Annotated in this window: 11 protein-coding genes and 1 pseudogene; 3 read left to right on the top strand and 9 right to left on the bottom strand. The window is 72.4% G+C overall.

Annotated elements, in window-relative coordinates:
• Positions 1–3: 3 nt before the first annotated feature.
• The 4 genes and pseudogenes from J7E96_RS01850 to J7E96_RS01835 form a co-directional block, all read right to left on the bottom strand.
• Complete coding sequence (locus J7E96_RS01850; protein ID WP_251069260.1) at positions 4–339, bottom strand: gas vesicle protein; 336 nt, start codon at positions 337–339, stop codon at positions 4–6.
• 72 nt (positions 340–411) lie between these two features.
• Positions 412–965, bottom strand: a pseudogene (locus tag J7E96_RS01845) (hypothetical protein).
• A 117-nt stretch (positions 966–1,082) separates the two neighbouring features.
• Positions 1,083–2,939, bottom strand: a complete 1,857-nt coding sequence (locus J7E96_RS01840; RefSeq protein WP_215126681.1) for a transketolase — start codon at positions 2,937–2,939, stop codon at positions 1,083–1,085.
• 15 nt (positions 2,940–2,954) lie between these two features.
• The gene (locus J7E96_RS01835; RefSeq protein ID WP_215126679.1) at positions 2,955–4,436 is read right to left on the bottom strand and encodes an NAD(P)/FAD-dependent oxidoreductase; all 1,482 of its coding nucleotides are present in this window, start codon (positions 4,434–4,436) and stop codon (positions 2,955–2,957) included.
• A 90-nt stretch (positions 4,437–4,526) separates the two neighbouring features.
• Between J7E96_RS01835 and J7E96_RS01830 the strand changes: the two genes are divergently transcribed.
• On the top strand, positions 4,527–5,336 hold the full coding sequence (locus tag J7E96_RS01830; RefSeq protein ID WP_215126677.1) for a class I SAM-dependent methyltransferase: 810 nt from the start codon (positions 4,527–4,529) through the stop codon (positions 5,334–5,336).
• A gap of 149 nt (positions 5,337–5,485) precedes the next feature.
• Positions 5,486–5,839 (top strand): VOC family protein, encoded by a 354-nt coding sequence (locus J7E96_RS01825; RefSeq protein WP_215126675.1) that lies wholly within the window; start codon positions 5,486–5,488, stop codon positions 5,837–5,839.
• A gap of 1 nt (position 5,840) precedes the next feature.
• On the opposite strand, the gene J7E96_RS01820 is transcribed toward J7E96_RS01825, so the two are convergent.
• From J7E96_RS01820 to J7E96_RS01810, 3 genes are all read right to left on the bottom strand, one after another.
• Positions 5,841–7,826 carry a DUF5107 domain-containing protein gene (locus J7E96_RS01820; RefSeq protein ID WP_215126674.1) on the bottom strand — a complete coding sequence of 662 codons (1,986 nt, stop codon included), beginning with the start codon at positions 7,824–7,826 and terminating at the stop codon, positions 5,841–5,843.
• A gap of 270 nt (positions 7,827–8,096) precedes the next feature.
• On the bottom strand, positions 8,097–8,639 hold the full coding sequence (locus J7E96_RS01815; RefSeq protein WP_215126672.1) for a GNAT family N-acetyltransferase: 543 nt from the start codon (positions 8,637–8,639) through the stop codon (positions 8,097–8,099).
• A gap of 51 nt (positions 8,640–8,690) precedes the next feature.
• Positions 8,691–10,487 carry a CocE/NonD family hydrolase gene (locus tag J7E96_RS01810; protein WP_215126670.1) on the bottom strand — a complete coding sequence of 599 codons (1,797 nt, stop codon included), beginning with the start codon at positions 10,485–10,487 and terminating at the stop codon, positions 8,691–8,693.
• A 196-nt stretch (positions 10,488–10,683) separates the two neighbouring features.
• Here J7E96_RS01810 and J7E96_RS01805 point away from each other — a divergent pair, with 196 nt between their 5' ends.
• The gene (locus tag J7E96_RS01805) at positions 10,684–11,181 is read left to right on the top strand and encodes a DinB family protein (RefSeq protein WP_374196631.1); all 498 of its coding nucleotides are present in this window, start codon (positions 10,684–10,686) and stop codon (positions 11,179–11,181) included.
• 12 nt (positions 11,182–11,193) lie between these two features.
• Here J7E96_RS01805 and J7E96_RS01800 read toward each other — a convergent pair whose 3' ends face one another.
• Both J7E96_RS01800 and J7E96_RS01795 read right to left on the bottom strand, forming a co-directional pair.
• Positions 11,194–12,138, bottom strand: a complete 945-nt coding sequence (locus J7E96_RS01800; protein WP_215126666.1) for an LD-carboxypeptidase — start codon at positions 12,136–12,138, stop codon at positions 11,194–11,196.
• A complete protein-coding gene (locus tag J7E96_RS01795) occupies positions 12,135–14,132 on the bottom strand; it encodes an LpqB family beta-propeller domain-containing protein (protein ID WP_215126664.1) in 1,998 nt (665 codons plus the stop codon). Before J7E96_RS01795 ends, J7E96_RS01800 begins: the two co-directional genes overlap by 4 nt.
• Between the last annotated feature and the right edge of the window lie 34 nt (positions 14,133–14,166).

Genomic DNA, 14,166 nt, shown 5'->3' with positions numbered 1-14,166 from the left:
CGGCTATGAACGGTCCGCCCTGCCGCGCTCGTAGCGGCGGACGCGCCGGTAGCCACTGAGCTCTCCGTGGGCGTCGAGGGTGACCTCGTACGACGCGAGCAGGCTCATCGTGTCGGGGACCCGGGCCAGTTCGAGGACCTCGATCCGCAACATCCAGCCGCCGTCGTCCTCCATGCGTTCGAAGGAGGAGACCGACTCGGCCTCCATGCCGGTGAGCTCCGCGAGCTGCGCCCGCGCGCCGCGCAGCACATCCATCGGGCCCGGCAGGCTTTCCGCCTTTGTCTGCGAACTCTGGTTGGTTTTCCGTGCGTTGTCGGGTGTATCGGATGTATTTTCCATGGCAGCCTCCGACATCGGGTAACCCAAGACGCCGGTTCCAAACGCCGCGCCGCTCCCGTACGTGGCGTCCGGTCAGCGCAGAGCGCGCGGCCGCCCGCGCGCGGGGCCCAGCGCGCGGCCCCTGGAGGACACGCCCGACCAGGGGTTCGTGCGGGCCTGTTCCAGTACGCCGTCGGTGTCCGTCAACGACCAGGTGCGCGCGGTGAGTTGCTTGTCGTCGAGCTGCTCCCAGGAGACGGGCGCGGCGACCGGCGCGCCCTCCCTGGTGCGGGGCGACCAGGGGGCGACGGCCGTCTGGCCGTAGGCGTTGCGCCCGACGTCCAGGTAGAGCAGCCGGTCGCCGCGGGCCTGTTTGCGTGCGGCCGTGGTCAGCTCGTCCGGGTGGGATCAGCCGGTCGGGCCGCTCGGCGCGGTCGGCGCGCGAGAGCCAGCGGTGCAGCGTGAGGCACGCGCGGGCCTTCGGTGCCGTCGGGCCGGCGCTCCAGCATCAGGGGCCGGCCGCGCAGCTGGGGCACCATGAACGCCGCCACCCGCCGGTAGTAGCCGGCGACATCGGCCTTGGTGAGGCCGCTGTCGGGGAAGAGGACCTTCGTCGTACGCACGTGACCGCCCCACCGGCAACACAGACGCGAGCACGGGGCCGCCTGTCACCGGCGACCCCGCATACCCGCACGGCGCGGGGAGGGTGGCGGGGTGTTCAGGGCACCCCGCCACCCACGCCCCGCCGCGCTCTCACCGCGCTCTCACCGTACGATCACCTTCTCCGCCAGGAGCGCTACCGCGGCCGCGATCGAGTCGGCGTCGATCCCCGACGCACTCAGCTGCTCCTGCTCCGTGGCCGAGCCGGGCATGTTCCCCACGGCCAGGCGGACCAGGCGCGGCACCGGCCGTCCGTCGGCGAACACCTCGGCGACCGCGTCGCCCAGGCCGCCCTGCGGATGGTGGTCCTCGACCGTCACCAGGCAGCCGGTGCGCTCCGCCGCCGTCTGGACGGCGCGCTCGTCGACGGGCTTGACCGAGTACAGGTCGACGACCCGCACCGGCAGGCCGTCCTGTGCCAGCAGGTCCGCGGCGCGCAGTGCCTCGTGGACCGTCACGCCCGCGGCGAGCAGCGTCAGCTTGTCGTCGTCGCTGGAGCGCAGCAGCTTGCTGCCGCCGACCGGGAACTCCTCGTCGGGCCCGTAGATGACGGGTGTGGCGCCCCGGCTGGTGCGCAGATAGCGCACGCCCCGGCTCTGCGCGTCGCCCTCCGCCATCGCGGCGACGAGCTTGGCCGTCTGGTTGGCGTCGCACGGGTACAGGACGGTGCTGCCGTGTACGGCGCGGAAGAGCGCGAGGTCTTCGAGCCCCATCTGGGAGGGGCCGTCCTCGCCGATGGCGACTCCGGCGTGCGAGCCCACCAGGTTGATGCCGGCCCGGCTGACCGCGGCCATCCGTACGAAGTCGTGCGCGCGGGTCAGGAACGCCGCGAAGGTCGAGGCGTACGGGACGTAACCGCGTGTCTGCATGCCGACCGCCGCTGCGACGAGCTGCTGTTCGGCGATGTAGCACTCGAAGAACCGGTCCGGGTGTTCCTTCGCGAAGAACTGCGACCGGGTCGAGTCGCTCACCTCGCCGTCGAGCGCCACGACGTCACCGCGCGCGGTTCCGAGCGCGGCGAGCGCCTCGCCGTACGCGTTGCGCGTGGCGACCTCGTCGCCCTTCTCGTAACCCGGCAGTTTCAGTTGCCCTCCGCGGGTACCGTTCGCGCTCCGCGCGCTGTGCGGCTTGTGCACCTCCACATGGACGAACCGGGGCCCGCCGAGCTCCTCGATCGCGCTCTCGGCGTCCTTCAGGGGCTTGCCGTGCATGCCTTCCTTGTCCTCCGCCGCGGCGACACCACGGCCCTTGCGCGTGCGCGCGACGACGGCGGTGGGCCGCCCTGTGGTGGAGCGTGCCTCGTTGAACGCGGCATCGACGGCGTCGACGTCGTGGCCGTCGACCTCGATGGTGTGCCAGCCGAAGGCGTGCAGCCTGCGGGTGTACGCCCCGAGGTCCCAGCCGTGGCGGGTGGGGCCGCGCTGCCCGAGCCGGTTGACGTCGATGACGAGGGTGAGGTTGTCGAGGCGCTGGTCGGCCGCGTGTTCGACGGCCTCCCACACCGATCCCTCCGCCATTTCGCTGTCGCCGCTGAGTACCCATACGCGGTACGGGACCCGGTCCAGCCGCTTGCCGGCCAGCGCCACTCCGACGCCGACCGGCAGGCCCTGCCCGAGCGAGCCCGTCGCCACGTCGACCCAGGGGAGCCTGGGCGTCGGGTGCCCTTCGAGGCGGCTGCCGCGCCGCCGGTAGGTCAGGAGTTCTTCGTCGTCGATGGCCCCGGCCGCCCGGTACATGGCGTACAGCAGCGGTGACGCGTGGCCCTTCGAGAGGATCAGGCGGTCGTTGCCGGGGTGGTCGGGCCGGCCGAAGTCGTAGTGCAGATGCCGGGCGAGGAGTACGGCCGCGAGGTCCGCCGCCGACATCGACGAGGTCGGATGGCCGGACTGAGCGGCGTCGGCGGCCCGTACCGCGTCCACCCTCAGCTGCTGCCCGAGCTCGATGAGCTGTTCGCTGTCCATGTCACTCCTTGGGGGTCACTCCTTGCCGGATCGGTCGGCTCCATCGGGTCGGTCCGGTCGGCCGCCGGGAACCCTGGCCAGCTGCGGCGCCGACGTGTCGAGCGGGACGGACCAGGACCGTACGAGGCCGAGCTGCACGGCCTGGCGCGGCAGTACGGCGTCGAGCATCCAGTCGGCGGCGACCCGCACCCGGTTCCCCGGCATGGCGGCGAGATGGTAGCCACGGGTGACCGCACCCGCGACCGGGCCGGACAGGGGAACGCCGAGGGGGTTGGCGGCGGCCTGGATCCCGCCGAGGTCCACGGCGAACCCCAGGTCGTTGTGCTTGTACGTCTGCCGCTCCCCGTACCCGAGGGACGCGGCGACATTGCGGCCGGCGACCTTCCCCTGCCGGGCGGCGTGCTGCGCGGTCATCGGCGTGTACTCCCCCGGCCGGGTGAGGTCGGGCACGGCGGCGGCGGCGCCGCACGCGAAGACCTCCGGGTGCCCGGGGACGTTGAGTGTGGGCTCGACGAGCAGGCGGCCGCGCTCGACGGGCAGACCGACTTCGGAGACCAGCGGATCGGGCCGTACGCCGACACACCAGACGAGCGTCCTGGTATCCACGAACTCCCCGTCGTCCAGCCGCACCCCTTCGTGGGTGGCCTCCTTGACGGACGTCCGCGTCCGTACGTCGACTCCGCGCCCGCGCAGCACCTTGTCCGCGGTCTGCGACAGCCGCCGGTCCAGTTCGGGCAGGACGCGCGGCGCGATGTCGAGCAGCAGCCAGCGAGGCTTGTGCCCGGTGTGCCGCCAGGAGCGCTGTTTGCGGACGAGGGCGTCGGTGAACATCTTGCCCTGGGCGGCGACCTCGGTCCCGGTGTAGCCGGCGCCGACGACGACGAAGGTGCAGCGCGCGGCGCACTCGTCCGGGTCGCCGGTGGCGGCGGCCAGCTCGATCTGGCGGGTCACGTGGTCCCGCAGGTAGAGGGCCTCGGGCAGCCCGCGGAAGCCGTGGGCGTGTTCGGCGACGCCGGGCACCGGCAACAGTTTGTTGACGCTGCCGACGGCCAGCACCAGCCGGTCGTACTCCAGCTCGCCCGTGTCGTCCTCGGGCCCGGTGTAGTGCACGCGCCGCGCCGCCAGATCGATGTGGTCCGCCTCGCCGAGGACCAGCCGTACGCGCGGGAGCGTCCCCGGCAGCGAGACCGTCACGCGGCGTGGTTCGAGGATGCCGGCGGCGACCTGTGGCAGGAGGGGGAGGTAGAGGAAGTAGTCGGTGGGGTTGAGAAGAACGATCTCGGCGTTGTCCCGGAGCCGCCGGGAGAGGGTCTTCGCGGCCTGATGACCGGCGAAACCCGCTCCGACGATGACGATGCGGGGACGGTTACGGGTCACTGCGTTCACCTCGTAGGCGGGGCGGTGGCGGTGGACCTTCCCGGTGCCCCTGAGCCCGGGGACCAAACACCGGGTGGCGCGGGTCTCCGGCGACGCTCGGGACCGGGGCGGACCGCCCATCCCACATGGCAAGATTTACGTCTCATATTCCGGCATGGCGGCGTAACGTACGGCGTACCGCTTCACGCTTCGAGGAGAAGGAGCCCGGCCATGCCGCAGGAGAACGCCGTCTACACCCATGGGCACCACGAGTCGGTACTGCGCTCGCACAGTTGGCGTACCGCCGCCAACTCCGCCGCGTACCTGCTGGACGAACTGCGGCCGGGGCTGGACGTTCTGGACGTGGGCTGCGGCCCCGGCACCATCACGGCCGACCTGGCCGCGCTGGTCGCCCCCGGCAGGGTGACGGCGGTCGACGCGGCGGAGGACGTCGTTGTACGGGCGCGCGAGGTGGCGGCGGAGCGAGGCCTGGCGAACGTCGAGTTCGCGGTGGCCGACGTCCACGCGCTCGACTTCCCCGACGACTCCTTCGACGTGGTCCACGCCCATCAGGTCCTCCAGCACGTGGGTGATCCGGTGCGGGCGCTGCGCGAAATGCGGCGCGTGTGCCGCCCCGGTGGCATCGTCGCCGCACGCGACAGCGACTACGCCGCGATGACGTGGTTCCCCGAGGTGCCGCTCATGGACGAGTGGCAGCAGCTGTACGGCCGGGTCGCCCGCGCGAACGGCGGGGAACCGGACGCGGGCCGCAGACTCCTGTCCTGGGCACGGCGGGCCGGCTTCACGGATGTGCGGTCGTCGGCGGCGGTGTGGTGTTTCGCGACGCCCGAGGAGCGGGCGTGGTGGAGCGGCCTCTGGGCGGACCGTACGACGGCATCCGTGTACGCCGAACTGGCAGTGGCCGGCGGCCACGCGACACGGGACGACCTGTCGGCGATCGCCGGGGCGTGGCGGGAGTGGGGCGACCGGGACGACGCGTGGTTCATGGTGCCGCACGGCGAGGTGCTGTGCCGCGCGTGAGGGCGAAGCTCTCGTGTCCTGGGCGGAGCCCCCACGCGGCGGAGCCGCAAATGTCACAGCGGGAAGGGGCGGGTAGGGGAACAGCCCCGCAGGGCTCCGACCGCGCACTCTCCCGCCCGGCACGCAAAGCACCAACTACCCTGATCCCCATGGAAATCCTGGGAACCACGCTGCGCATCTGCGTCGACGACCTGGAGGCCACGGTGGCCTTCTACGAAAGCCTCACCGGAAGCCGCGCCCTGCGCTTCGAGCGCGCCGGCGTCTCCGTCGCCGCAGTAGGCTGCTTCCTCCTGATGAGCGGCCCCGAGTCCGAACTCGAAGTGCTGCGCAAGGTGTCGGCGACCATCGCCGTCAAGGACGTCGACGAGGCCGGCGCAGCCCTGACCCACGCCGGCGCCCGCATCATCGCGGGCCCCGTCCCGACCCCGGTCGGCCGCAACCTGATCGCCGCGCACCCCGACGGCTCGGTCTTCGAGTACGTCGACCGGCGCGCGGCGAACTGAACTACTCCCCCGCCGGCCGCATCCGGTAGTCGTACGCGTCGGGCAACGGCTCGTCGCTGACCGCCGCCCACACCTCGCCCAGCACTTCCGCGCCCTCCCGCAGGTCCGGCACCTCGAACCCGGCGTCGAAGACGGCGCGGGCGCCCTCCTTGTCGCCCTCGGCGACAAGGAGCTGCGCCTCGACGAGCCGGAAGCGTCCGCTCCCCCGCAGGGCGGAAGGCAGCGCGTCCCAGACCGTGCGGGCACCGTCCGCCCGCCCCGCCGCCAGCAGCGCGGCGATCGCCTCGCGCCCCAGCGCAGCCGTCGCCGCCGTCCACGCCTCGCCGTCACGGTCGCGCCGCTCCCGGCAGAGGTCTTCGAACGCCTCGGCATAGTGGTCGGCGGCGCGCCCCACGTTTCCCGCGTCCCGGTCGGCGACAGCGAGGCAGCGCAGCAACGGCCATCGCGAAGGGCTGACTTGAAGGCCCCGCTCCCAACTCCGCACCGCCTGCGCCAGATCGCCCGCGTGCCACTGGGCGACGCCCAGGTGGTACTCCGTAAGGGGCTCCGCCGGCGCCGTCTCCAGCATGTCGCGCCAGTGCGGCGCGACCAGGGACGGCCCGGGCGGCGCCGCCTCGTCCGAGGAGTCCGGAAACGTACCGCTGCGCAGCAACTCCACCCACGGCTTCTGCTGTTCCCCGAGTGTCACCTCGCCGAAGGGCGTGCCGGGAAGCTTGAGTCCGGAGCGCAGCACCTCCAGCGCGCCCCACCCCGAGCCGGTCGCGAACGACTCCCCCGGCTCGTGGTCGGCGTACGGCCGCCACGCCTCGTACGCGGCGTCCACCCGCGCCCGCGGCAGCGCGTCCTCCAGCCGGGCGCCGGCCTCCGCGCGGGCAGCGGCCCAGTCCTCGCCGTGCACCGCCCGCGGGTCGGCGGCCAGCGGACCGTACGCCTCCAGCCAGCTGAACTCGGCTCCGGCCTCCAGCGGTACGTGCTCCAGTTGCGTACGGGCGAGGCCGGCCTGGATCTCGGCGTACCCCGGGGTGCCGGGCTCGGTCAGCCACTGCTGCCAGCGCCGCCCGCCGCGCCCCGCTCCCCACAGGAACAGCTTGCGCCCGCGCAGTTGGTCGGTGGAGGTCTGGACGAGTCCGCGGCCGTCGGCGTCGAGGGCCGCGATCCACTTGCGGGCGTCCTGTGGCACCTCGTAGAAGTAGTCCGCCGGATAGTCGCCGCGCAGCGGGTACGTGCGGTCGACGCCGTCGCCGCACGAATCCGGGACGGGGACGCGCCGCAGGCTGCGCTCGTACCCGAAGTGCCAGGCTTCGTCCGCCGGGGCGAGGACTCGGGTTCCCTCGTCCTCCGGGACGGCGATGTTGGACCACCAGTACGTAGGGACGGTCCGCTCGTGCGGGTTGCGTATCCGTACGCCGACGTAGAGGAAGTCGGAGTCGGCCGGAAGCCACAGGTCGACCTGGAAGGGGAGGTCGCGCAGCCGTTCCCACTCCCAGAGCCTGACCATGTCGCCGCCGTCGGGGGCGGGGACGATCGCGGCGTGCAGCGGGGCGCAGGACAGTGTCGTATGTCCGGTGGCCCCGATGTTCCACTCCAGTCCGCCGGAGAACCAGGCACCGTTGAGCGCGAAGTCGGCGGGCTGGAAGACCGGGTTGCGGTAGAGGAGTTCGCGTCCGGTCGGCTTGTGGAACAGCGAATGGACGCGCCCGCCCAGTCCCGGCAGCACGGTGGCTCGCAGGCGGTCGTTCTCGATGACGATCGCGTCGAGGTCCGTCGGCGTGCGCTCGCGCCCGTAACCGTCCAGGACGCGTACGGGCAGGAGGGTGCGCAGCGGCTCGTATCCGACCTGCCGGGCCATGTCGCGCGGCAGCCCGGCGCGCGAGCGCTCGTCGATGGCATGCTGCTCGTCAAGGGGACGGAGTCCTGGTAGGGGGTTCTCCGGTCCCAATGGGGCGGCGGGCAGGGTCAGTACGGCACGTCGCACGGTCGTGGCCAAGGCAGCCTCACTCCCTCACACGGGCCGCCGTCCACCGGCGCCCGATCCCCATCGGATCACGCCGGACGCCACCCTGACCAGGGGGTCCCGCGCCGGCCCCCCGCCCTGCGGGCGTGTCCTCAAACGCCGGACGGGCTGAATTCGGCCGCATTATTCAGCCCCTCCGGCGATTGAGGAGCGGGGTCTGGGGCAGCGCCCCAGTTCGGGAAGGGGCGGGTCGGGGAACAAGCCGCCCGCAGGGCAGTCGCACGGCCAGTGGTTCACCGGCATTCAGCCGCGCATCTCCGCCGTGATCGCCCACCGCTCGTGGTCGCGCCACGCTCCGTTGATGTGGATGAAGTCGGGCGAGTACCCCTCCAGGCGGAACCCCGCCCTGCGGACGAGCGCGATCGACGCCTCGTTCGCGGGCTGGATGTTGGCCTCCAGCCTGTGCAGCCCCAGGGGGCCGAAGGCCTGGTCCAGGACCAGGCCGAGGCCCTCGCTCATCAGACCGCGCCCCGCCGCGTGCGCGAACGCGCCGTAACCCAGCGCACCGCACAGGAAGCCGCCGCCGACGATGTTGTTGATGTTGATGAAGCCCGCGATGCTCCCGTCGGAGCGCTCGCACACCAGGTAGCCGACCCTCGTCGGGTCCTCGATGAGCGGACCCGCGTAGGCGGCGTACGCCGACGGCTGGTCCGGCGGGAAGAGCCACGGGTGGTGCAGGCTCCTGCTCTCGCGCGCCCGCGCGGTGAACTCGTCGGCGTCGGCGTAGCTGAAGTGCCGCAGGGCCACCCGCGGGCCCTCGGCAAGGTGGACGGCGCTCTCGGACATGCGGCCAGGCTACGTCCGGGCGACGCCCCCTGAAGCCGCCGCCGCGCGGCGTCAGCCGAGCGTCCCCCGGATCACCGGGAGCTCCAGGACGCCGGTGTCCTCGGGGGCGCTGGTGACCGTCACCGGCTTGATGCCGCGGTTGCCGTAGTACGCGTCGTCGCTCGCCGCGACGACGAACTCCAGCCGGTGCCCCGCCTCGTACCGGTGCACGATGCCGGGGAGCGAGACCGTGAAGGGACGGGTCACGTCCGGCACCCTGACCGGCGCGACCAGACGCTGCACGAGCGTCTTCGTGCCGTCGGGTGCGACGTCGTACAGCTTGGCGAAGAGGACGAGCTTGTCTGCGGCGTCACCGGAGTTCTGTACGCGCTCGGCCTTCGGCGAGACGACCCTGAGCGTCGCCTTTGGCGCGCCGACCACGTCCACGGCGGCCTTGAGCGGCTCCGTGGACCAGCCCAGGTAGGTGCCGGGGGTGTCGCTGGGCTTGCGGTCGGGCAGGCCGGTGAGGCCGGACAGGGAGTTTTCGGAGTGGCTGGTGGGGTGGAGGTGGTTGCGGTACTCGCGGGCGCCGCGCACGACCTTCGACCGGTTGTCGACGAGCTTGCCGTCGCCGGAGAGGTAGACCTTCTGCGACAGGGCGGGCGGCGCGGCGGCCGTGCCGTAACCGCTCTGCCAGTCGCGGTAGTACGCGAAGGCGGGACCGGTGTCGGTGCCCTTCTTGCCGTGCAGGTAGCGGTCGAACCAGGCGAGTATGCGCTTGCCGACGTAACTGGTCTCCAGATTGCCCTGCCCGAGGTTGAGTTCACCGGCGGCGGGGTCGGTGAGACCGCCGCTGTGGCCCCAGGACTGCCAGATCATGCGGGTTTCGGTGCCCTGCGCCTTGAGGGTCTTGTACGTCGCCTCCGCCTCGTTGAGGTTGAAGAGGCTGTCGGCCTGGCCCTGGACGATCAGCGTCGGCGTCTTGACCCGGTGGAGGTACGAGGCCGGGGAGACACTGCGCGCGTAGGCCAGCATCGCGGCGGTGCGATCGGCGGGGTAGCGGCCGGAGGCCAGGAGCCGGGTGGTCTCGCAGGCCTTGGCGACGAAGTGCAGGCAGCCTCCGCCGCCGATCCTGGACGGGTCGAGACTGGGGTTGAGCAGGCCCTGCGCCTCCCCCATGAGGAAGAAGCCCGATGTCCACTGGTACTTGTACGCGCCGGGAACGGACCCGTCGTTCGTCGCGTTGTTGGGGTCGAGGGAGTGGGCGAGGTCGTTCCAGGTGATCAGGGGCACGAGCGCGTCCAGGCGGCGGTCGTTCGCCGCCGTGGCCATTTGAATCGTGCCGCCGTACGAGCCGCCGATCATCCCGAGGCGCGGATCGCCCGCGCCGTCCTTGACGACGTAGTCGGCCCGGGTGCCGTCGTCGGCCGCTCGGGTGCCGCCCAGGAAGTCGACCAGGCCCGAAGCGGCCCTGCCGTCGATCTCCGGGTCGTTGAGCGAGATGGGGCAGCCGGACTTGCCGAACCCGAGGCCGGAGTAGGCGAGGGCGACGTAGCCGCGGGTGGCGAAGGCCTTGGCGATGGCGTCGGTGGAGCCGTCGGCCTTGCTGCCGCCGAAGCCGTTGGTGGTGAGGACGGCGGGCGCGGGGTGGGCCTTGTCGACCCCGGCGGGGCGGTAGAGGTCGGCGTCGACGGTGCACGTCCTGTCGCCCGCCCGCACCGTGAACTTCAGTGGGGTGACGGTGTATTCGCCGGCCGCGCCCGCCTGCCCGGGGGCGGCGAGGGCGAGCGGCGCGGCCAGTGCGGCACCGGCGGCGAAGACGATCGGTCTGCGGGACACGGACACGGGGCGGCGACGGCGACGGGACATGCGGACCTCCACGCTGAGGGCACCTTACCGACCGGTAAGTATCGACGCCGGCCATGCTGTGACACGTGTCACACCACTGTCAACCATTCATACACGGGTGATTGATGGAGAGTCAGTAAAGATGACGACGGCCGGGCCGGACGGCGGAGCACGGAAGTGCGTTGTCAGACCCGGCTGTTAGGTTCCGGGCATGACGATGAAGCGGGTGCCGTTCACCGGCGGCGAGAAGGAAAGTCTCCAGGTCAGCCTGGACCGGCACCGTGATGCCGTGCTGTGGAAACTGCAGGGGCTCGACGACGAGCAGCTGCGCCGCCCCATGACCCCGTCGGGGACGAATCTGCTCGGTCTGGTGAAGCATCTGGCGAGCGTCGAGTACGGGTGGTTCTGTACGACGTTCGGGCGCGAGAGCGAACCGCTGTGGTTCGATCCGTTCGAAAACGAGGACATGGTGGTGGCCGAAGGCGAGTCGACCTCGGACATCGTGGAGTTCTACGGCCGCGCGCGGGCCGCGGCCGACCGGGCCATAGCGGAGCTCGACCTGGACACCCTCGGCACCTCGTGGTCCGGCAACACCGTGTCGATGCGCTGGGTGCTGATCCACATGCTGGAGGACACCGTCCGGCACGCGGGCCACATGGACATCCTGCGCGAGCTCATCGACGGGGCGACGGGGGAGCACCCGGACGCCGCTTGAGCCCTCGTCGCCTCAGCGCAGCGCGGGCTCGTCGAGTATGAGCGTGCGCGTGTCCGTGTCGAGTACGGCCGGCACGCCGAGCGGCATGGTCAGGGCGGTCGCGCAGTGCCCGAAGCCCAGCTCCTCGACGACCGGCACCCCCAGGGTGCCCAGCCGGTCGCACAGCAGCGTCCGCACCTCCTGCTCGTACGGGCCGCAGTCCTCCCACGAGCCGAGGGCGACGCCCGCCACACCGTCCAGCCAGCCGGACCGCAGCAGCTGGGTCAGGATCCGGTCCAGCCGGTACGCCTCCTCGCCGATGTCCTCGATGAGCAGCAGGCCACCGCGGGCGCCGGCCCGCGCGTCCGGCGTGCCCAGGCCCGCGGCGAGCAGGCTGACGCAGCCGCCGAGCGTGACGCCGCGCGCCCGGCCCGCGACCATGACGCGCGCCGTCTCCAGGCCCAGCGTCATGACCGACTCGGGCTCGAAGAGGGTGGCACGCAGTGAGTCCTGGGTGCGGGCGTCCTTGAGAAAGGACATGGTGGCGGCCATCGGACCGTGCAGGGTGGACAGGCCGAGCCGTACGGCGAACGCCTCGTGCAGTGCGGTGATGTCGCTGTACCCGACGAAGACCTTGGGCCCGGCCGCGCGCATCGCCGCCCAGTCGAGCAGGTCCACCATGCGCTGGCCGCCGTAACCGCCCCGCGCGCAGAGCACCGCGTCGACCGACGGGTCGCACCAGGCTTCCTCCAGGTCCCGGGCCCGCGCCTCGTCCGAGCCTGCGAGGTAACCGAACTCCGGGTGTGTGTCCCGCACATGGGCGCCCACCACCGGATCGAGGTCCCAGCCCCGCAGGATGTCGAGTCCCGCTTCGAGCCGCTCCTCGGGTACGGGTCCGCTGGGAGCCACGACGGCGACCCGCGCCCCCGGCCGCAGTCGCGCGGGGCGCGTCAGCGATTCGAGGGGCGCAGACGTCATTTGGCGAGCTCCAGACGGGGTACGTCGTCGCGGTCGATGCCGAACACCTGCGCGTACAGCGACAGTTCGGCCTCCAGCGCGCGGGCCACGGTCTCGGCCCTGCGGAAGCCGTGCCCTTCCCCCTCGAAGGCGATGTACGCGTGCGGGATGCCCCGCCCCGCCATGCGCTCCAGGAACCGCTCGCACTGAACGGGCGGGCAGATGACGTCGTCGAGTCCCTGGAGCAGCAGGAAGGGCGCGGTGATCCGCTCGGCCCGTTGGGCGGGCGAACGGTCGCGGTAGCGGTCGGGGTACGCCGCGAGCGGCCCGACCAGGCTTTCCAGGTAGCGCGACTCGAAGTCGTGGGTCTCGCCCGTCGCCCAGGCCGCCAGGTCGAGGATCGGGTACATGACGGTGCCGCAGGCGTACACGTCGGTGGCGGCGAGCGAGGCGGCCGCGGTCCAGCCGCCCGCGCTGCCGCCGCGGATCGCGAGCCTGCGCGGATCGGCGGTGCCCTCTTCGGCCAGGGCGACGGCGACCGCGGCGCAGTCCTCGACGTCCACGACGCCCCACTGCTCGCGCAGCCGGTCGCGGTACTCGCGCCCGTACCCCGCCGATCCGCCGTAGTTGACCTCGGCGACCCCGATGCCCCGCGAGGTGAAGTAGGCGATCTCCAGGTCGAGTACGAGCGGGGCGCGCCCGGTCGGTCCGCCGTGCGCCCAGATCACGTACGGCGGCAGTTCGTCGGCGGGCGCGATGCGGCCCGGGTTGTGCGGCGGGTAGATGTGGGCGTAGGTGTCGCGGCCGTCGGGCCCGGTGAAGACGCGGATCTGCGGCTCGGGATAGAAGGCGGGGTCCACCGGGTCGTCGTGCGCGGAGCCGATGACCCGGGTGTGCCCGGTGCCGGTGTCGAGCTCCATCACCTCGTACGCGCTGCGGGGGCTGGCGGCGACGCCGACGACCCTGCTGCCGTGCACGGCGAGGGTGGGCGCCCATTCGGTCCAGGGACCGGCGGAGTCGACGACCTCGCCCATCTCCGGGTCGAGGATGCCGAGCGCGGTGGTGCCGCTGCCGTGGATGACGGCGACCAGGCCGTTGTCCATCGGGTGGAACCAGCGCAGGCCGATCTTCCAGAGCGGCCCGCCGAACTCCTCGGCGCGGGAGCACAGCGACGCCACGGTCCCCCCGCTCGGGTCCGCGCGGTAGAGGTTCCACCACCCGCTGCGGTCGCCGGCGAAGAGCAGCTGCCCGTCGGCCGTCCAGTCGACCTGGGCAACCGCCTCGTCGGCCCCGCCGGCCAGCCGCGAGGGCGCCCGGAAGATGCCGTCCTCGGAGTCGATGTCCGCGAGGATCACTTCCGAGCCGTCCCAGGGCATCCGGGGATGGTCCCAGGCGATCCAGGCCGCCCGGCGCCCGTCGGGGGAGACCCGCGGTCCGGTGACGAAGCGGTGCGCGCCGTCGGAGAGTTCGCGTACGGCGGCGCGGTCGCCGGCGGCCGAGCCGTCGAGCGGTACGGCCACGATGACGCGTCGTACGTCGGTGGGCCCCTGGCCCGTGAACTCCTCCAGTACGCACCACACTTCGCCGGCCGCGCCCCGGTCCATGCGCAGCTGCGGGTCGACCCAGCGCAGCCCGCCGCCGACCGCCGACACGGGGGTGAGCGGCCGGGGTTCGGCGCCGGGCACGTCGGGTTCGTACGCGTAGAGCCGTTGGTCGGGGAAGTGCGCGAAGACGACGATCGGCCCGCCCGCCGCGCGCTGCGCCCCGGCCCAGGGCCGGCCGCCGTACTCGATGACCCTGCTGCGTAGGTTCCAGGGAACCGGCAGAACCGATTCCTCGCCGCCGTCGGCCCGCCGGCGCATCAGCGTGCGCCGGCCGCCCTCGGCCGGGCGCGGCGCCGTCCACCACACCTCGTCGCCGATCACGCCGACGTACTCCGGGTGCCCGTCGTGCGAGGCGGCGAGCTCGGCGTCGATCGGTGACGGCCAGCTTCCGTACGTCCCTGTGGGCACCATGCCTTCCAACTCCCCTGCTAGGGCCTGCTGGTCA

The organism is Streptomyces sp. ISL-96, assembly GCF_018614035.1.
Lineage (GTDB): Bacteria > Actinomycetota > Actinomycetes > Streptomycetales > Streptomycetaceae > Streptomyces.
Note: the sequence above shows the minus strand (reverse complement) of the source record. Positions and strands in the feature narration are given on the sequence as shown.